Genomic DNA, 19444 nt, shown 5'->3' on the forward strand with positions numbered 1-19444 from the left:
GCACCCGCGGGCCCCGCGGCCACCGACCCCAGATCCACCGACCCCAGATCCACCGACCCGAGGTCCCCCGGCAGCGCCTCCGACAGCCCAACGTTCGCCGGCCGGTACATCGGCACGAGAGACGCCTGCCCAGGCATCCCCTCTACGGGGGTACCAGGCGCCCCGGCAACTCCCGCAGAATCAGGGGAGAGCATCGGGAATGCGCCGGAAGCGGGCCGGACAGGCGGCTGCGCGGAGTGCGGCGACGTCATGGGAGACGATTGTGGACGGCGTGCGCATGTTGTGCTGAACCACCCCGGATAGTCGCCCCGTCCGGAGTCGGGTGGTTCGGTGTCCAGAACCGCCGAGGTCCGACGTCCGCGCGGGGCGCCGACGGTCCAGCAACGATCTCCACGGACAGCACGGTCACCCGCCCGGTCGACACGATCACTGGATCCAACGTGAGATGAACCACCTCCGGCACGTCGTCGGCGAGCCGGGCGATCTTGAGGAGCAGGTCCTCCAGCGCGGCGATGTCGACCGGCGTCGAGCCGAGGTATCCCAGCAGCAGCGGCGCCGCCCGCACCGAGCGCACGAGGCGCGCCGCGTCAACGTCGGTGAGGGGAAGGATGTGATGTGCGCGGTCCTCCAGCAGCTCGGTCGCGGGGCCCGAGAGGCCGAACGAGACCAGGGGACCGTACCGGGGATGCTCCTCGGAACCGACAACCACCGACACGCCGACCGGGGCCATCCGCTGGACGACAATCGGCACCTCCGCCCCGAGCTGGGAGCGCAGCGACGCCCATGCCGCCCGCACGGCTGCCGCGTCGGGCAGGTCGAGACGCTGACCGCGCAGGTCCGGACGATGCCGGTAGGGCCGCGACCGCGCCTTGAGCGCCACCGGATAGCCGCGCTGGCCCGCCGCCTCGACGGCCCGGCGCGGGGACGTCACCAGGACGGCCGGCTCCACCGTGACGCCGTAGCAGTCCAGCAGGGCGGCAGCCCGATCCTCCGGAAGGCGACCGGTGAGTCCGGCGACGAGCGAACGCGCCTCGTCTGCTCGCACCGTCGTCGTCGGCACGGTGCCGATCGGGCGCGCCCACCACTGGGCGTAGCCCACCACCCGGCGCAGCGCGGCGACGGCAGCCTCCGGCGACGAATAGGCCGGGATGCCAGCGAGCTCGCCGGGCATCTCGACCCCCTGCACGGCGGCGAGAACCGGGATCTCGATGGTCGCGGCAGCCGCGACGGCGTCCACCGCGATCGGCCCGGCCGGGGAGGGCGGCAGCCGGACCAGCGTGGCGATCAGCGCATCCGCCCGGTCCGCGGCGGAGGTCAACGCCCGGGTGAGGTCCCCGGGGGAGCTGCCAACCGGGAGGAGCACCTCCTCGACTCTGAGCCCGGCCGCGTCGGCGGCGCGGGCCGTCAGCCGGACCAGGGCCCGGGAGTCGCCGACGACGGCGACCCGACCGCCCGCGGGCAGCGGCTGCGTGGTGAGCAGCAGCGCGACGTCGAACGCCTGGGAGACCTGGTCGACGCCGATCACCCCGGCCTGCCGCAGAAGCGCGTCGTCAAGGGTCGAACGGCCGGAGTACACGACGATCACTGGTTTACGCCGACCCACCCGCCGGGCCAGCCGGGCGAACTTGCGGGGGTTACCGAAGGTCTCCAGATGCATGATCACCGCGTCGGTCTCGGGGTCCTCCTCCCAGTACTGGAGCAGGTCGTTGCCGCTCACGTCGGCCCGGTCCCCGGCGGAGACGAAGACCGACAGACCGACCCCGCGCGCGGCCGCCGCCGCCAGGATGGCCCCGCCGAACGGACCCGACTGGGAGTAGCAGCCGATGCGGCCGGCCGGGGGCATCCGGGGCACCATCGAGGCGTTCAACCCCGCCGCCGGATTCTGGATGCCCATGCTCGCCGGGCCGACCACCCGCATGCCATCCGCCCGGGCCTCAGCCACCAGGGCCGCGTCTGCGGCGGCGTCGCGCTGGTCGGTGAGGACGACCAGCCCCCAGACTCCCGCCCGCCCGCAGGCGGCGACGACGTCGGGCACCTGCGCGGGCGGCACGCACACCACGGCCAGGTCGACCGGACGCGGCACGTCCTCGATGCCGGCGTAGGCCTGGATCGACGCCACCGCGCCGCCGGCCGCGGCCGCCGCCGGGTTCACCGGGTAGACGGGGCCGTCGAAACCGCCGGCGAGCAGGTGACGCAGGACCGCGTTGCCCACGGACGCGGCAGACCGCCCCGCACCGATGACGGCGATCGCGCGCGGATGCAGCAGCCGACCGATCGAGGCGGCCTCGGCATGGTGCTCCCGGGCCCGCATCACCCCGACCGACTTCTGGGTGGGGGTGATCTCGAAGGACAGCCGGACCGCGCCCGAGTCCCAGGTCCTCGAGACCGTGTAACCGGCATCGAGGAAGACCCGGATCATCTGCTGGTTCTCCCCGAGCACGTCGGCGTCGAAGCGGCGGATCCCACGGTCCCAGGCCGCGGCGGCAAGATGCTCCAGCAGCACCGAACCCAGCCCTCGTCCCTGCTGGGCGTCCTCCACCAGGAAGGCGACCTCCGCCTCGGTCGGCCGTGCGGCGGTGCTCTCCCAGTGGGAGACCGCGACCAGGTCGTCGCCGATCATCGCGACGATGGCGCCGCGCAGCCGCTGGTCCACGGTCGTCATCCGGTGGATGTCGGCGTCGCTCAGGGCACGGCGCACGGCGAAGAACCGGAAGTAGATCGACTGGGTCGACAGCCGGGTCCAGAAGGTCCGCAACAGCGGGCCGTCCGTCGGCAGGATCGGGCGGATGTGGGCGGTGCCGCCGTCACTGAGGATGACGTCGGCCTCCCACTCGGCCGGATAGACGACCGGAGGCTCGGTGCTCACGCGGCGCTCACCCGGTTCTCACGCAGTGCTCAGCTCTCACGCAGGGCTCAGCGGTCGACGGTGGGGTCGAGGCCGTGCAACGGCAGCACCTGACGCCGGGTCGCCGCCACCGTCCGGTCCAACGGATCGTCGGGGTCTCCCTCTCCCGCGTCCCAGGGACGATACCGGACACTCACCCCGTCCCCGAGCGTCCGGGGCATGGCGGCGGCTCCGACGGACTTCTGCCCGGTCGCCGCCCGCACCCGTCCCGGCGCCGCGGAGCGCCAGTCCTCCGGCAGGGCGCGGCCGGCATCCAGGGGCACGTGGCCGGCGATCGCCAGCAGCTGCGTCCAGGCCCGCGGCACGACCGTGTCCAGCGCGTACCCGCCACCGCCGCAGGCCAGCCAGCGTCCGTCGCAGACCTCGTGGGCCAGCGCGTGCAGCAGGTCGTAGGAGGCCCGTTGGCCGTCCACCGACAGCGCCAGATCGGCCAGCGGGTCGAAGGCGTGCGTGTCGCAGCCGTGCTGGGTCACCAGCACCTGCGGCCGGAAGGACCGCAGGAGCACCGGCACCACCCCGGAGAAGGCGCGCAGCCAGCCGGCATCGCCGGTGGCGGGGGGCAACGCCACGTTCACCGCGGTGCCCTCCGCGGCGGGAGCACCCACCTCGGTCGGGAATCCGGTGCCCGGGAAGAGGGTACTCCCCGTCTGGTGTAGGGAGATGGTGAGCACCCGCGGATCGTCGTAGAACGCCGTCTGCACGCCGTCGCCGTGATGCACGTCCACGTCGACGTACGCCACTCTGGCGGCTCCGGCGGAGAGCAACCAGGCGATCGCGATCGCCGGGTCGTTGTAGATGCAGAATCCGCTCGCCATTCCCGGCATCGCGTGATGCAGCCCGCCGGCGATCGACACGGCGTGCCGCGGCGGCCCGCTCCACACCGCCCGTGCCGCCTCGATCGTGCCACCGGTGATGAGTGCGGCGGCCTCGTGCATCCGTTCGAAGATGGGGTTGTCGGCCGTGCCCAGGCCGAACAGGGCCGCGAACCTGGCCTGCGCCGGGTCGGGCGCGGCGCGGACCGCGCTCAGGTAGACCGGATCGTGGATCAGGCCGATGAGGTCGTCGGAGGCGAGGGTCGGCCTGGAGATCCGGATGCCCGGCGCGTCGAGAACACCGAGACTCATGGCGAGGTCCATGGTGAGCTCGAGCCGCACGGGATGCAGCGGATGCGTCGGCCCGAAGTCGTAGCCGGCCATGACCGGATCCCAGGCCACGACCGTCGGCTCGACCTGCGGCTCGACCTGCGGACGGCCGTCGGTCCGCCGCTCGGAATCGCCCGGGACACCCATCTGTCGACCGTAGCCCGATCACGCTCCCAGAGATAGCGGTGGTGTCGATGACGAGGATCCGGGGCCATCGGTGAGGCACGTAGATCTGCCCGGAATGGCCTAGGGTCAGTGCCCGTGGCAGCAGACCGAGTGACACCGGACCATGCGGCGATGGAAGACGGGCGGCAGCCGGCCGGCCGTGATGGTGGGTCGGTGGCTGCCGGCACGCCACTGTGGGAACCGCCTCCCCGTCGGATCAGCCAGGCCGCGGTGACCAACTACCGCGCCTGGCTCGCCGCCGAGCGGGGGGTTGAGCTCGCCGACGACACGCGCCTGTGGGAGTGGTCTGTCACCGACCTGGACACGTTCTGGGAGTCGATCTGGGATTTCTGCGCGGTCGAGGGGGACCGCGGCACCGGTCCGGCGCTCGCCGACGCGGCGATGCCCGGCGCGGTCTGGTTTCCCGGTGCCCGGGTGAACTACGCGGAGAACGCGCTCACCCGGCGCGGGCCGGCCCCGGCCGTCATCGCCGTGCGCGAGGACGGTGCCACGGCCGTGGTGTCCTGGGACGAGCTGCGCCGGCAGGTGGCGAAGGCGGCGGCGGGACTGCGGAGCCTGGGTGTCGCCGAGGGTGACCGGGTCTGCGCCGTGCTGCCGAACACCGTCTACGCGATGGTGGGGATGCTGGCCACCGCCAGCATCGGCGCGGTGTGGTCGTCGTGCTCGCCGGAGCTCGGCCCGACGGCCCTGCGCGCGCGGTTCGGCCAGATCGACCCGAAGGTCCTGATCGGCGTTGACGGCTACAGCTACGGCGGGAAGAGCTACGACGCCCTCGACACCCTCGCCGCGCTCGCGGGCGACCTGCCGGGACTCGGGGCAAGCGTGATCGTGCCGTACCTGTGGCCGGACGCGCTCTCCCGGGCCCGGGCCGCGGGGCTGCCGGGGCTGCTCACCTGGGACGAGCTGATGGCTTCGGAGACCTCCGAGCCCGAGTTCACCCGGGTCGCCTTCGACGCGCCGCTGTGGATCCTCTACTCGTCCGGCACGACCGGCCCCCCCAAGGCGATCGTGCACGGCCACGGCGGTATCCTGCTGGAGCATCTGAAGTCGCTGGCGTTGCACCTCGATCTCGGTCCGGACGACCGGTTCTGCTGGTTCACCACGACCGGCTGGATGATGTGGAACTATCTGGTCTCCGGTCTGCTCGTCGGCGCGACCGTCGTGCTCTACGACGGAGCGCCCGGCTATCCGGCGCTCGGCACCCTGTTCGGTCTGGCGGAGGCCCTGGAGCTCACGTGCCTGGGCACGTCCGTGGGCTACCTGCAGGCCTGCGAGGACGCCGGGCTGGTCCCGCGCGAGTTCGCCGATCTGTCCAGGCTGCGCACCGTCGGATCGACCGGATCGCCACTGTCCGCAGCCGGCTATGCCTGGGTGTACGAAGCGGTGAGCCCGACCGTGATGCTGTCGTCGATCAGCGGTGGCACCGACGTCTGCACGGCGCTGGTGGCGGGCCTGCCGACGATGCCGGTGCGGGCCGGGGAGATCGGATCACGCGCGCTGGGCTGCGCGGTGCGCGTCTTCGACGAGGCCGGCGAGGAGGTCGTCGACGAGGTCGGTGAGCTTGTCGTGACCGCGCCGATGCCGTCCATGCCGCTGTGCTTCTGGGCTGACCCGGACGGCGGCCGGCTGCGGGAGAGCTACTTCTCCGTCTACCCCGGCGTCTGGCGCCACGGGGACTGGGCGAGGATCACACCTACCGGTGCCGTCGTCATCCAGGGACGTTCGGACGCGACGTTGAACCGCGGCGGCGTCCGGATCGGTACCAGCGAGCTCTACAGCGTGGTCGAGCGGGTCCCCGGGATCGCCGACAGCCTCGCGGTCGACACCGCGGACGAGCGCGGGCACGGCGAGCTGCTCCTTTTCGTCGTCCTCACCGAGCCCGGCCTGACCGAGGCGGTGGCCGCTCGGCTGCGCGAGGTTCTGCGCGCCGAACTCAGCCCACGCCACGTTCCCGACCGGATCATCGAGATCACCGAGGTCCCTCGGACCCACACCGGCAAGAAGCTCGAGGTACCGGTGAAGCGCCTGCTCGCCGGGACCGCCCTGGACGAGGCCGTGAGCCTCGACTCGGTCGCCAACCCCGATGCCCTGCTGCCCTTCGCCGCCGCCTCGGCCCGGTCGCGGCGGTCGGCGTCGGAGCCGATGACGGGAAGCGCACTGGAACCCGGCACCGGATCCGACGGAGAAGCCGAACCCGGAGCTTGATACAGCAAAGTCGGATCTTCACCCGGCAAAAACGAAGATCCGACTTTCATCGATCCCGCGATCATGACGTGACCGCCATGATCGCGGTACTCCTGTCTTCCACCCGTGCCGCACCGTGCACCCGTACCGCACCGTGCACCCGTGGACGTGCCCCCGCGGACTCGACCGCAGGTGCGCTCGCCCGATCGATCAGTCGAGGAACTCGCGCAGCCGACCGGCGACGGCGGGCTTGCGCAACTCCCGAAGCGTGTCCCGCTCGATCTGACGGATGCGCTCACGGGTCAGGCCGAGCCGGTTGCCCACCTCGGCGAGGGTGTGCTGCTTGCCGTCGGCGAGACCGAAGCGCAGCCGCATCACCTCGCGCTCCCGCGGGCTCAGGCCACCGAGGACGTTCTCGATCTCGTCCTGCATGGCGCCGTAGGAGGCGGCGTCCGCCGGGGAGGTCGCGTCGGAGTCCTCGATGAAGTCACCGAGCACGGAGTCACCATCGTCACCGACCGAGGTCTCCAGGCTGACGGTGTCCTGCGCATACCGGCGCAGCTCCACCACCTGCTCGATCGGCATGTCCAGCTCGAGGGCGAGCTCCTCGTCGGTCGGCTCACGGCCGAGCGTGGAGACAAGCTGGCGCTGCAACCGGGTGATCTTGTTAATCTGCTCGACCACGTGGACCGGGATGCGGATCGTCCGCGCCTGATCGGCGAGCGCCCGGCCGATGGCCTGGCGGATCCACCAGGTCGCATAGGTCGAGAACTTGTAGCCCTTGGCGTAGTCGAACTTCTCCACCGCGCGGATAAGACCGAGGTTGCCCTCCTGGACCAGATCCAGCAGGGTCATCCCGCGACCGCTGTACTTCTTGGCGACGGAGACCACCAGCCGCAGGTTCGCCGAGACGAGCTGCTGCTTGGCGGCATGGCCGTCCTTGACCAGCAGACCGAGATCACGACGAAGGTCGGCGGGCAGGTCGGGGACGCTCTCGAGCTTGTACTCAGCGAACAGGCCCGCCTCGACCCGCTTGGAGAGTTCGACCTCCTGGGCGGCGTTGAGCAGCGGCACCTTGCCGATCTCGCGCAGGTACATGCGCACGAGGTCGGCGGTACCCGCGTGTTCGGCGGTGGACCGGCTGGCGGCGGTGGCGTCGTCGCTCGCTTCCTCCTCGTCGAGGAGTTCGATGCCAACGGCGTTGAGGCGCGCGATGAGAGCGGGCAACAGTTCAATACCGATGTCCGCGGACTCGAGCACATCACGCAACTCGGAGCGGCTGATCTCGCCGGCCTCGCGACCACGGGCGATGACCTCGGCCACCGCGCTCACATCGAGCTCGTCGGTATCGTCGGGAACAGCGGCCAGCGAACGGCTGGGAGCGGTGCGGACAGGAGGAGCGGCCCGACGAGCACGCCGCGGGCTACGCGGGCGGTTGTCGTCGGTGCGCTCGGCAAGTTCCAGAGCAGGCAGCGTCATCAGTGGCAAATCCGATGGTCGGTGCGGGTGGGTCGTCTCGTTCTGTGCACGTGGGAGGTAACGAACGAAGACGCGGAACCATTCCCCGTGCAGGCACACCCGGACATCAGCGATCGCCGGGCCTACCAAGCAGTGTAGACCCTAGCCCTCGAGACGCTGCACTCGCTGCCGCGAAGACTACCTGGCAGATTCCACCCTGTGGCGCGAACCGCGAACTCTCCTGAGCTTCTCTGGTGGCCGAGCAGCCTGCGGATCAGGCCAACGGCAACTTTAAGTAACAGATCCACTACTCACCGTAGAAGTTTTTTGCGTTCCACCATCCGTGCCATATTTTCTGACGATCACCAGTCGGTGCTAACCCGTAACGGTAGTCGGCAAGCCGACACCCGCGACCCGGCCCGGACCCGGGCTCTCCACCGGGACGGAAGGACCGGCGGGCCGACGCGGGCGCCGCCGCCGACGCCACCCCGACGCCACCCCGACGCCGAGGCGCTCGAGAACGGCGATTCCGTTAGGCGGGCCACACCCGACGGACCCTGCCTCTGTGCACAGCGTGTAACCGCTACTCTCACACGATGTCCGTCCCCAGCCTTCCCGCAGACCTGGCGGCACTACGGGAAACCGCGATCGACGTGCTACGAGACAACGACCTCGGCGACATCACCCGGCCCTCCCCGACGCTCTACCCGCACCAGTGGCTCTGGGACAGCTGCTTCATCGCGATCGGACTGCGCCGTCTCGACCCGGGACGGGCCGCCAAGGAGGTCCTCTCGCTGCTGCGAGGCCAGTGGCCGAACGGCATGATCCCCCACGTGATCTTCGCGGAGACCTCGGACTTCTACCACGCCGGTCCGCAGCGCTGGCGCTGCGACCAGGTGACCACGACCGCCGGCGGAGTGCAGAGCACGGGGGTCACCCAGCCGCCGATGATCGCCGAAGCCGCCGTCCGGATCGCAGCCATGATGACGCCATCCGCCCGCGACGCCTTCTACCGCGCGTTGTTCCCCGGCCTGCTGCGCTTCCACACGTGGCTCTACCTCGAACGCGACCCCGACGACGACGGTCTCGTCACCCTGGTCCACTCCTGGGAGTCGGGGATGGACAACACGCCGGCCTGGATGGAGATCACCAGGCCGGCGGCTCCGCTGGGAGTGCGGGCACTGCGCCGGATCAACGGCGGCGACGCCCTGGACGCGCTGCGGCGCGATTCCAAGGAGGTTCCCCCCGACGAGCGGCTCACCTCGGGAGACCTGTTCACGCTCTACCGGATCGTGCGTGAGCTGCGGCGGGCGCACTACAACTTCCGCGAGATCCGTCGGAGCATCGTCCCCCTCGTCCAGGACGTCGCCTTCAACGCGATCCTCATCCGGGCCAACGAGCACCTCACCGCCATCGCCGCCGAGATCGGCCAGACCATCCCCGCCTGGCTGTGGCGGTCCATGCACAGGACGCGCGAGGCGATCGAGCGGCTCCACGCCGACGGCACCTACTACAGCCGCGACTTCCGGACGGGAACGCTGCTGCGCCACGAGACGATCTCGGGGTTCCTGCCGCTCTATGCCGGGGTCGTGCCCGAGGACCGGGTCGACGAGATGGTCAAGACGCTCACCTCACCGCGCTACTGGTCCCGGTTCGGCATCGCGAGCGTGCCGCTCGACGACCCGGGCTTCCTTCCCCGGTGTTACTGGCAGGGTCCCGTCTGGGTCAACATGAACTGGCTGATTGCCGACGGGCTGGAGCGTTACGGTCGGCTCGACGCCGCGGAGAACCTGCGCCAGAACACGATCGACATGATCGCATCGTCCGGGGCGATGTTCGAGTACTACTCACCCCTCGACGGTTCCGGCGCGGGCAGCAACCGGTTCTCCTGGACCGCGGCGCTCCTGGTCGACCTCCTCGCCGCCGAGCACTGAGCCACACCGCCGAGCACTGTCTCGGAGCAGGGACCCGATGCGGAGCAGGCACCCGATGCGGACCGCGTGCCCGATGCGCATCGGGCACCCGGTCGGACCGGCCGCCGCGACGCCTAGCTGCAGCCGCTGGTCGAACCGCACTGCTCACAGACGTAGCAGCTACCAGCTGGCCGCATGGTCACCCCGCAGGTGAAGCAGAGCGGAGCATCGACCACGGTCTGCGCGACGAGCGACTCGCCGGGCGGTGCCAGCCGCAACTCCCGTGCCACGTACGCCGGGCCGTTCCCTACCGCCGGACCGGGCGGGACGCCCGGGTCACCCCGATCGGCGACGGAAGCCGAGGATCCGGTCACCGCGGCCCCCTGGGATCCGGCCGGGCCGTCGATCCCGGCGGGCTGCGCCGATCGCGCGGCCTCCACCGCCGGCGCTGGACCGTACTGACCCGCGACCCGACGGGCCCGGTCGGCCGCGGTCGAGATGCCGAGTTCGGCCCGCTGATCGGCGTCGAGATAGTCGAGCGCGAGGCGACGGAACAGATAATCCATGATTGACTGGGCGATCCGCACGTCCGGGTCGTCGGTCATCCCAGCCGGCTCGAACCGCATGTTGATGAACTTGCTGACGTACGCCTCCAGCGGCACGCCGTACTGCAGGCCGATCGAGATGGCGATCGCGAACGCGTCCATCACGCCCGCCAGGGTGGACCCCTGCTTCGACATCTTGATGAAGACCTCACCGAGACCGTCGTCCGGGTAGGAACCGGCGGTCAGATAACCCTCGGCCCCGCCGACGGAGAAGGACACCGTCCGCGACGGGCGGGTCTTCGGCAGCCGGCGGCGCACCGGTCGGTACTCGACCTCCACCGGGGCGGGTCCGACGGAGCCGGCGGTCCCGACCGCGTCTCCCGTGCCGACCCCGACTCCCGTGCCGGTCCGGGTGGCGGCCAGCTCGGCGGCCTGCTTCGCCCCCTTGACGTCGGTCAGCGGCTGGCCGACCTTGCAGTTGTCCCGGTAGATGGCGAGGGCCTTCAGGCCCAGCCGCCACCCCTCCAGGTAGATCTGCTCGACCTCGGCGACCGTGGCGGTCGACGGCATGTTCACCGTCTTCGAGATCGCGCCGGAGAGGAACGGCTGTACCGCGGCCATCATGCGGACATGGCCCATCGGGGAGATCGCGCGCTCCCCGATGGCGCAGTCGAACACCTCGTAGTGCTCCGGACGCAGGCCGGGAGCGTCGATGACGTGCCCGTACTCGGCGATGTACTCGACGATCGCCTCGATGGTCTCCTCGGGGTAGCCGAGCGCCTGCAGGGCCGCCGGGACCGTCTGGTTCACGATCCTCATGCTGGCGCCGCCGACCAGCTTCTTCATCTTCACCAGGGCGAGGTCCGGCTCGATGCCGGTGGTGTCGCAGTCCATCGCCAGACCGATCGTGCCCGTCGGGGCGAGCAGGCTGGCCTGCGCGTTGCGCCATCCGTGCTTCTCGCCGACGGTCTGCGCCCGGGCCCATTCCCGGGACGCGACGGCGAGGATCCGGGAGTCCTCGGCGTGCACGCTGCGCACCGCGTCGTTCGCGGCGGCATGCTTGCGCATCACCCGCCGGTGCGCGTCCGCGTTGCGGGCGAAGCCGTCGTAGGCGCCGACGATCCCGGCGAGTTCGGCGGAGCGCCGGTAGGCGGTGGCCGTCATCAGCGAGGTGATCGATGCGGCCAGCGCCCGGCCGCCGTCCGAGTCGTAGGCCCGGGCGCTGGCCATCAGCAGGGCACCGAGGTTGGCGTAGCCGATGCCGAGCTGCCGGTAGGCCCGGCTGACCCTGGTGATCTCCGGCGTCGGGAAGTCGGCGAAGCAGATCGAGATGTCCATCGCGGTAATGATCAACTCGACCGCCGCGACGAACGCCTCGGCGTCGAAGCTGCGGTCCGGGCGCAGGAACTTCAGCAGGTTCAGCGAGGCCAGGTTGCAGCTGGAGTTGTCCAGGTGCACGTACTCGCTGCACGGGTTGGAGGCGCTGATCCGGCCGCTCTCGGGGCAGGTGTGCCAGTCGTTGATCGTTCCGTCGTACTGGATGCCGGGATCGGCGCAGGCCCACGCGGCCTCGGCGATCGTGTGGAACAGCCCGCGGGCGTCCACCGTCTCCAGGACACGGCCGTCGAGGCGGGCCCGCAGGTCGAAGCCGCCGCCGTCGACGACCGCCCGCATGAACTCGTCGGTCACCCGGACGGAGTTGTTGGCGTTCTGGTATTGCACGGAGGCGATGTCGCGCCCGCCGAGGTCCATGTCGAAGCCGGCGTCCCGCAACGCCCGGATCTTGTCTTCTTCCCGGGCCTTCGTCTCCACGAACTCGACGATGTCGGGATGATCGACGTCGAGCACGACCATCTTCGCCGCCCGCCGGGTCGCGCCACCGGACTTGATCGTACCCGCCGAGGCGTCGGCGCCGCGCATGAAGCTCACCGGCCCGGAGGCGGTGCCCCCGGAGGACAGCAGCTCCTTCGAGGACCGGATGCGGGACAGGTTGAGCCCGGCCCCGGAACCCCCCTTGAAGATCAGCCCCTCTTCCCGGTACCAGTTCAGGATCGACTCCATGGTGTCGTCCACGGAGAGGATGAAGCAGTTGTGCACACGGAGGCCGGCGGAGAGGTACTCGCCGCTGTCGGTCTGGATGTCGTAGACCGGCATCGGCCCGCGCGGCTCAATGCGCTCGATCTGCAACCGCTTCACCGGCTTCGCGGCCTGGCCGGGCTGATCGAACGACGCCTCCAGCTTCGCGGCCTTCACCGGATCGAGGAAGCCGATCTCGTCCGCGAACGTCCGCCGGTCACCGGCGTTCTGAATGCCCAGGCTCCAGAGGTCGTGGCGGTCGGGTCGCGGATCCGCCTCGCGGCGTACCCGCGCGAAGATGCCGAACCGGGCGAGCAAACCCTGCACCCCGCGAATGAGGCCCTCGCTGATCATGTCCAGCCCGATCAGCGTCGAGCGCTCCCGGCGGGACACGTAGCCATCGGCCTGGAACAGGCTGCGCAGATAAGCCGCGACAACGGGTAGCGGAGCATCATACAGCCGGGTCGGCACAGTCATCGCCTCGATGGTCAGCGAGGCGTTCGTACCGGCGTACCGACCAACAAAACCGTCCGCCTGCAGCCGGCCCGCGAGCGCCGCCTCGGCGATCTCCCGTGAAGTGATCTCACCCTCGCCCGGGGCGATGGTGCGATGCCACTCGAGGGTGTCCCCGGCCCGCAGCGCGCCGGCGGGGACGAAGGCCCCGGCACCCGCGGAGGTGCTCCGCCACACCAGATGATCGGCGGTGACGTCGAGCGCGTGACCGGCCCTCGTCCAGATCCGCAGGACGTCCTTGACGCCGTTGGACTTGGTCGCGATCACCTGGGTCAGACCGTGCGCGTCGAAGACCTTCATCCCCACCGCGTCCGTCTCCACCAAGGCGCCGATGGGAACCAGACCGGATGGCGTGCTGACGAGGGCGTCATAGGGCTGGCACGCCGAGACCTGCTGCGGCGCGGGGGTTCCCACGTTGAACCAGACCGGCGAGTTGAAGCTGAAGACCTGGTGGAGCAGCATCCAGGTCAGTTCGTGCTCGAAGATCTCGGCGTCGGTGTCCGAGGCGAAGTAGCCGTGCTCGCGGCCGGCCGCGCCGTAGGCGTGCACGACCCGATCGATCAACTGCCGCAGCGACCACTCCCGCCCCGGCGTGCCGGGCGCCCCACGGAAGTACTTGCTGGTAACGATGTTGGAGGCGTTCACCGACCAGAACTGCGGGAATTCCACTCCCCGCTGCTCGAAGTTGACCGAGCCGTCCCGCCAGTTGGTCATGACGACGTCCCGGGACTCCCAGGTGACCTCGTCGTACGGGTGGACGCCGGCGGTGGTACGTGACCGCTGGATCTTCAACCCACTCGCTTTCGCCGCTGACCTGCTCGGCTTCGTGCCGCGGCTGTCGGTCATGACGCTCCTCGTCTTCACTCGTCAGCTTCAACCTTCAACAATGTGTTGTGGGCATCCCCGCCCCAGGCCGCAGCCAGTGGACGTCGGGACGGTGCGGGGCCGGACCTCGACGCACGGCGGTGCCCGCGGGGACGAGCACGCGCACGGCAAACACACGCACGGCGAACGGCACCAGCCAGGTCGAGCCGGGCCGCATGCGTGCCGTCCGGGAGGTCCGCGGTCCTCGCACGGCCGCGACGCGGGATGTCACCCGTCGCCGGCGGGACCGGGCCGGCACGGCGAGCCAGGGCGATGTATGACGCTTTCGGTCGAGCGGTCCCGGCCCTACCTGCTATGCACCTGCTGGGTGCCGATCACCGGCGAGACATCGACGGCGCCACGCGGGACCGGTCGTGCTGGTCCATCCCGCGTGGTGGGAGGTCCGGCGGCCTCGGAGCGCAACGCGGCGATCGCGGACTCGAAGTCAGTCAACGACTCGAAGGCCAGGTACACCGAGGCGAAGCGGAGATAAGCCACCTCGTCGAGCTCACGGAGCGGACCGAGGATCGCCCGGCCGATCGCCTCCGCGGGCACCTCCGCCGACCCCGACGAGCGGACGGCGTCCTCTACCCGCTGCGCCAGAAGCGCGAGATCATCATCCCGCACCGGCCGGCCCTGGCAGGCCTTGCGGACACCGGCGATGACCTTGGCCCGGCTGAACGGCTCGGCCGCCCCACTGCGCTTGCGAACCTGAAGGGACGCCTCCTCCATCGTAGTGAACCGGCGACCGCAGGACAGGCAGGACCGCCTGCGGCGGATCGCCGAACCCTCCTCGGCCTCCCGACTGTCAACGACGCGACTGTCCGGATGCCGGCAGAACGGGCACCGCACGCGCTACGCCTCCTTCGCCCGCGCCGGAGCCGACCGCCCCGGACCGGGGATGAGGGACACCGTTGAGGACCCGGCATCCACGCCGGACAGACCACCTTGTGGATGGACCGCCAGCTCCCCGCGGAAGACCTGTGGAACAACCTGTGGATGACTTACACCCCGGTAAGCACCAGATGTTGTGTCCAAGGTAGCGCACGGCCCCAGAGATGAGGACAGCACCCCCGTATGGTCCGTGTGGTCCGCATCGCACGTGGCACCGCACGTGGACGAAAGACGACGGTGCGCGAGAACCCTGCGCCGAGACACTCGTGGACCCGGGAAGCCGGGCGTCAGGGAAGGAGTAACGACTGGCCCGGGGCGATCAGTGGTGACCGCAGGTGGTTCAGCCGCATCAGCCGGTCCACCATGACCCGGGTGTCGGCGCTCTCGTCGAGCGCCACTGCCACCTCCCACAGCGTCTCCCCCGGCATGACCAGATGGTGCCGCGGCGCCTCCGCGGTATCCGGCCCGGCAATCGACACCCCAGGCATGATCATGATTGCTACCGCCACGACGACCGCCACGACGATCGATACCACCACCACCCGACCCCGCCGGGTCAGCCGGAGCGGCGGGGGTGCGGGCGGGCGACCCGGCGGCCGATGACCCACCCGGTCCCTGGCCATCGACAGGTCGACGACCCGCGCCCTGTGTGCGGATCCCACGGCACCCTCCCGTTCCGACGACACCGAACACCGAAGATCGAACCTTCGTTCGATCGAACGCGTGGTCGATTGTCGCATCGGGAACCGGAAACCGCCAGGGACACGCTCGAACAGACGTTTGAGATTCTGCGACCCGCCGGTTACCGTCGAGTCGGTCGGGTGTGAACCGGGCGGTTTCCCCCGGTCACGGACGGCGGCGAGTCGGTGGGTGACCGCTTCCGGAGCGGGACGGTCCGCCGTGCGGTCGCCGGCCGGCCGGTGGCCGCACGGCGGAAGAAAAACGCGACGAGGAGAGCGGTAAGCGATGACTAGCCAAGGCAGGGGTACGCGCCGGGGCGGAACCCGCGGCAACGTGCGAGCCTTTCCCGAAGGCCCCACGGACGCGGGCCTGACCCCCCGGCAGCGCAGGGTGCTGGAGGTCATCCGGGCCGCGGTGGAGCGGCGCGGATATCCGCCCAGCGTGCGGGAGATCGGTGAGGCGGTCGGCCTCACCAGCACCAGTAGTGTGGCTCACCAGCTCAAGGTGCTCGAGGAGAAGGGCTACCTGCGGCGGGACCCGAACCGCCCGAGAGCGATGGAGGTGCTGACCGTCGAGCACCCCCGGCAACGCGCGGATGTGGGCGCGGGCGCGACGACGGTGGCGGGCACGATTCCCATCGTCGGTGAGGCGGCGCCGGGCACCACCGAAGGAAGCAAGTCGGACGCGGCCTACGTGCCGGTGCTGGGCCGGATCGCCGCCGGTGGCCCGATCCTGGCCGAGCAGGCGGTCGAGGACGTCTTCCCGCTACCCAGGGAGATCGTCGGCGAGGGCACTCTGTTCCTGCTCCGGGTCGTCGGCGACTCGATGATCAACGCGGCGATCTGCGACGGTGACTGGGTGGTCGTCCGCCAGCAGCCGGTCGCGGACAACGGGGAGATCGTCGCCGCAATGATCGACGGGGAGGCGACGGTCAAGCGTCTGCGGGTTCGGGACGGCAAGATCTGGCTACATCCGGAGAACTCGGCCTTCGCCGACATCCCCGGTGAGGATGCGACCATCCTCGGCCGGATCGTGGCTGTGCTCCGCAGGGTTTGATGTGGATCGGCCGGCCGCCCGGCGGGCGGCCGGCCGGGTTGCCTCGCGTCTGATCGCTCCTGGGCTCAGGCCCGGTAGGCGTGCAGCTCCGCCGCGAGTCCCGAGGAAACCCGGGCGGACAGCCGGGTACCGGTCTCGGTGTGCTCCATCGTGAGCACCTCGCCGTTCGCGTGCACCCGGGAGACCAAGTCGCCCCGGGTGTAGGGCACGAGCACGCGCATCTCCACGTCGGGATGCGGCACCCGGGCACAGAGCGCGTCGACCAGCGCGGCCAGCCCCTCGCCCGTGCGTGCCGAGACGAACACGGCGTCCGGGGCGAGCTGGCGCAACCCCGCGACGACCGTCGGCTCCACGGCGTCCACCTTGTTGACGACGATCAGCTCGGGAACGCCGCCCGCGTCGATGTCGTTGAGAACCTCGCGCACGGCGGAGATCTGCGCGGCCGGCTCCGGCGATGATCCGTCCACAACGTGCAGGATGAGATCGGCATCGGCGACCTCTTCCAGCGTCGAGCGGAACGCCTCGACGATCTGATGCGGCAGATGCCGGACGAATCCGACGGTGTCGGTCAGGGTGAAGGCCCGGCCGTCCGGCAGGGTCGCCCGCCGCACGGTCGGATCAAGGGTGGCGAACAGCGCGTCCTCGACCAGGACACCCGCGCCGGTCAGCCGGTTGAGCAGCGACGACTTACCGGCGTTGGTGTAACCGGCGATCGCCACGCTGGGGACCTCACCCCGCCGCCGGGCGGAACGCTTGGTCTCCCGCACGGTCGTCATCGCGGCGAGCTCGCGGCGCAACCGCGCCATCCTGGCCCGCAGCCGCCGACGATCGGTCTCGATCTTCGTCTCACCGGGACCACGGGTACCGATGGGCGCCCGGCCGCCGCCACTGGCCGCGGCCCGCGACATCGACTCACCCCACCCACGCAGCCGGGGCAGCATGTACTGCAACTGCGCGAGCTCGACCTGGGCCTTGCCCTCGCGAGAGGTCGCGTGCTGGGCGAAGATGTCCAGGATGAGGGCCGTCCGGTCGATGACCTTTACTTTGACGACCTCCTCCAGCTGCCGCAGCTGACCCGGGGTGAGCTCGCCATCGCAGACCACCGTGTCCGCGCCGGTCGCCGCGACGACCTCGGCGAGCTCGCGGGCCTTGCCCGAACCGACGTAAGTCGCGGCATCCGGCCGGTCGCGACGCTGCACGAGCGCGTCGAGCACCACCGAACCGGCGGTCGTGGCGAGCGCCGCGAGCTCCGCCATGGAGCTCTCGGCCGACCGCGGGGAACCCGACGTCCATACGCCGATGAGGACGACACGCTCCAGCCGCAGCTGCCGGTACTCGACCTCGGTGACGTCGTCGAGCTCGGTGGCGAGACCGGGAACCCGCCGCAACGCGGCGCGATCCTCCAGGTCGAAACCGTCCCCAGAATCGTCGAAGAAGTTCGGCAGGTAAGACGAATCGGCTTCGGTCAGCTTGATGAGGGATCTGTCGAGAGTGGACGCATCGAAGGCGTCAGCAGGAAGTGTCATACCATCCGTTCTCAACGCGGCCCGCTACCGCACCATTCCGCGATCATTCCGTGCCGCTTGCTCCGGCCGGGCCCCACGACCCGGTGGCCCGAGGAGGATCCGCCGGACCGGAAGACCCTGCCGCACTCGTGGCGCGCCTCCCCCTCGTTTCCCGGCGAATCCCGTCGCCAACCAGGGTCCCACGTCACCACGTCGATCGCGAACCGTTTTGCCGCCCCGCCGACGTAGCCTCTGCGACGTGTACCACGAGTACCACGAAAGACGGGCCCACCGCCTCGCCGCGACGATCTGGGACAGCTCGGGCCGCCCGACTCCCCCTGGACACCCCCCGGACACCACGCGGACGACGGCGGACCGGCATCCGGACCGCACCGGACCCTCGGACCGCACCGAGCGCACCGAGCGCACAGGTGTGGTGGGCAGTCGGCGAGTGTTGCCGGACGGATGCATGGACATCATCTGGAGTTCCGACGCCAATCTGATCGTCGCGGGGCCGGACACGGCGGCGAAGCTGGTGCGCTGGGCACCAGGCGTGCGGCACGTCGGGCTCCGCTTCGACTCGGGCTCTGGACCATCCCACCTCGGAGTGGCCGCGGACGAACTGCGCGACCAACGCGTCCCGCTCGCCGACCTGTGGGGCGACGGACCGGCGCAGCGACTCGCCGAGCGGCTCGCCATGGCCGCTGATCCCCTGGTCGCATTCGAGTCGTCGATCGCCGCCCGGCCCGTTCACCCGGCGCTCGTGGACCGGTTGGTTCCCGCCGTTCTGGCGGGTGCCCGCGCCCGGGCGCCTGTGGACGACCTCGCGCGCACAGTCGGGCTGAGCGAACGCCAGCTGCTGCGTCGCTGCCGGCGTGTCTTCGGATATGGCCCGAAGACGCTCGCCAGGATCCTCCGGATGCAGGACGCCCTGCACGCGGCGCGGGCCGGCATCCCGTTCGCGGTCGTGGCGGCCGAGGCCGGCTACGCCGACCAGGCGCACCTCGCCCGGGAGGTACGCGCGCTCGCCGGAGTTCCGCCGACTCACCTCATCCGAAATGTCAACGTTCAGGACGAGCTGGACGTCTCGGTGTCGGATGTCGCGGATGTCGCGGCCGCTACGGGCAGTGGGGCGTAGAGGTCGACGTGGTTGCCGTCTGGATCGAGCACGACCGCGTACCGCTGGCCCCAGAAGGCGTCCCAGGGCGGAAGGTGGCCGGCGTGACCGGCGCCGACGAGGTCGGCGTAGACCTCGTCGACCTCGTCCGGCGTGTCGCAGGCGAAGGCCAGCCCGACCCGCGGCGAGCCGGTACCCGCCGACCAGCGCGGATCAAAGGATCGGATGGTCGCCTCGCTGTCGAACGCGAGGCGCGGACCGCCGGGCAGCTGCACCTCGACGTGCGGCTGGGCGTCGGCCCCGGCGGGCAGGTCGAGGCCGAGCCGGCGGTAGAACGCCAGGGACCGGGCCATATCAGCGACGATCACACCGGTCAGGGTGAACGATGGTGGCATGAGGGCACCG

Annotated in this window: 12 protein-coding genes; 4 read left to right on the forward strand and 8 right to left on the reverse strand. The window is 70.5% G+C overall.

The genetic code is table 11. From position 1 onward, the window contains the following. Nucleotides 1-247: 247 nt before the first annotated feature. Entirely contained in the window at nucleotides 248-2866 is a 2619-nt protein-coding gene (locus FRANCCI3_RS17675; protein WP_011437880.1) for a bifunctional GNAT family N-acetyltransferase/acetate--CoA ligase family protein, read from the reverse strand. Between the two features lie 47 nt (nucleotides 2867-2913). After that, entirely contained in the window at nucleotides 2914-4194 is a 1281-nt protein-coding gene (locus FRANCCI3_RS17680) for an acetoin utilization protein AcuC (protein ID WP_011437881.1), read from the reverse strand. 150 nt (nucleotides 4195-4344) lie between these two features. On the opposite strand from FRANCCI3_RS17680, the gene FRANCCI3_RS17685 reads away from it, so the two are divergent. Beyond that, nucleotides 4345-6438, forward strand: coding sequence for an acetoacetate--CoA ligase (locus FRANCCI3_RS17685; protein ID WP_083494761.1), 2094 nt, complete (start codon nucleotides 4345-4347; stop codon nucleotides 6436-6438). Between the two features lie 189 nt (nucleotides 6439-6627). Here FRANCCI3_RS17685 and FRANCCI3_RS17690 read toward each other — a convergent pair whose 3' ends face one another. Beyond that, entirely contained in the window at nucleotides 6628-7896 is a 1269-nt protein-coding gene (locus FRANCCI3_RS17690; RefSeq protein ID WP_011437883.1) for an RNA polymerase sigma factor, read from the reverse strand. A gap of 575 nt (nucleotides 7897-8471) precedes the next feature. Between FRANCCI3_RS17690 and FRANCCI3_RS17695 the strand changes: the two genes are divergently transcribed. Then, nucleotides 8472-9809 (forward strand): amylo-alpha-1,6-glucosidase, encoded by a 1338-nt coding sequence (locus FRANCCI3_RS17695; protein ID WP_011437884.1) that lies wholly within the window; start codon nucleotides 8472-8474, stop codon nucleotides 9807-9809. A 113-nt stretch (nucleotides 9810-9922) separates the two neighbouring features. Here the strand turns inward: FRANCCI3_RS17695 and FRANCCI3_RS17700 are convergent, their stop codons facing one another. The 3 genes from FRANCCI3_RS17700 to FRANCCI3_RS17710 form a co-directional block, all read right to left on the reverse strand. Beyond that, the gene (locus FRANCCI3_RS17700) at nucleotides 9923-13768 is read right to left on the reverse strand and encodes a vitamin B12-dependent ribonucleotide reductase (protein WP_011437885.1); all 3846 of its coding nucleotides are present in this window, start codon (nucleotides 13766-13768) and stop codon (nucleotides 9923-9925) included. A gap of 324 nt (nucleotides 13769-14092) precedes the next feature. Continuing rightward, the gene (nrdR, locus tag FRANCCI3_RS17705; protein ID WP_011437886.1) at nucleotides 14093-14638 is read right to left on the reverse strand and encodes a transcriptional regulator NrdR; all 546 of its coding nucleotides are present in this window, start codon (nucleotides 14636-14638) and stop codon (nucleotides 14093-14095) included. A gap of 329 nt (nucleotides 14639-14967) precedes the next feature. After that, nucleotides 14968-15342, reverse strand: coding sequence for a LysM peptidoglycan-binding domain-containing protein (locus tag FRANCCI3_RS17710; RefSeq protein ID WP_011437887.1), 375 nt, complete (start codon nucleotides 15340-15342; stop codon nucleotides 14968-14970). A 304-nt stretch (nucleotides 15343-15646) separates the two neighbouring features. On the opposite strand from FRANCCI3_RS17710, the gene lexA reads away from it, so the two are divergent. Then, a complete protein-coding gene (lexA, locus tag FRANCCI3_RS17715) occupies nucleotides 15647-16417 on the forward strand; it encodes a transcriptional repressor LexA (protein ID WP_011437888.1) in 771 nt (256 codons plus the stop codon). Nucleotides 16418-16482: 65 nt separating this feature from the next. On the opposite strand, the gene hflX is transcribed toward lexA, so the two are convergent. Further along, entirely contained in the window at nucleotides 16483-17943 is a 1461-nt protein-coding gene (gene hflX / locus FRANCCI3_RS17720) for a GTPase HflX (RefSeq protein WP_011437889.1), read from the reverse strand. Nucleotides 17944-18391: 448 nt separating this feature from the next. On the opposite strand from hflX, the gene FRANCCI3_RS28320 reads away from it, so the two are divergent. After that, a complete protein-coding gene (locus FRANCCI3_RS28320; RefSeq protein ID WP_023840372.1) occupies nucleotides 18392-19060 on the forward strand; it encodes a helix-turn-helix domain-containing protein in 669 nt (222 codons plus the stop codon). Here FRANCCI3_RS28320 and FRANCCI3_RS17730 read toward each other — a convergent pair. After that, complete coding sequence (locus tag FRANCCI3_RS17730; RefSeq protein WP_049761117.1) at nucleotides 18991-19434, reverse strand: VOC family protein; 444 nt, start codon at nucleotides 19432-19434, stop codon at nucleotides 18991-18993. The genes FRANCCI3_RS28320 and FRANCCI3_RS17730 overlap by 70 nt on opposite strands. Nucleotides 19435-19444: the final 10 nt, after the last annotated feature.

Origin of the sequence: Frankia casuarinae (assembly GCF_000013345.1) — a bacterium.
Classification (GTDB): domain Bacteria; phylum Actinomycetota; class Actinomycetes; order Frankiales; family Frankiaceae; genus Frankia; species Frankia casuarinae.

Coding starts and splice junctions, on each gene's coding strand:
- FRANCCI3_RS17730 (WP_049761117.1), bottom strand. CDS start 19,434: ATGCCACCATCGTTCACCCTGACCGGTGTGATCGTCGCTGATATGGCC.
- FRANCCI3_RS17695 (WP_011437884.1), top strand. CDS start 8,472: ATGTCCGTCCCCAGCCTTCCCGCAGACCTGGCGGCACTACGGGAAACC.
- FRANCCI3_RS17680 (WP_011437881.1), bottom strand. CDS start 4,194: ATGGGTGTCCCGGGCGATTCCGAGCGGCGGACCGACGGCCGTCCGCAG.
- lexA (WP_011437888.1), top strand. CDS start 15,647: ATGACTAGCCAAGGCAGGGGTACGCGCCGGGGCGGAACCCGCGGCAAC.
- FRANCCI3_RS17685 (WP_083494761.1), top strand. CDS start 4,345: ATGGAAGACGGGCGGCAGCCGGCCGGCCGTGATGGTGGGTCGGTGGCT.
- FRANCCI3_RS17690 (WP_011437883.1), bottom strand. CDS start 7,896: ATGACGCTGCCTGCTCTGGAACTTGCCGAGCGCACCGACGACAACCGC.
- FRANCCI3_RS17700 (WP_011437885.1), bottom strand. CDS start 13,768: ATGACCGACAGCCGCGGCACGAAGCCGAGCAGGTCAGCGGCGAAAGCG.
- hflX (WP_011437889.1), bottom strand. CDS start 17,943: ATGACACTTCCTGCTGACGCCTTCGATGCGTCCACTCTCGACAGATCC.
- FRANCCI3_RS28320 (WP_023840372.1), top strand. CDS start 18,392: ATGGACATCATCTGGAGTTCCGACGCCAATCTGATCGTCGCGGGGCCG.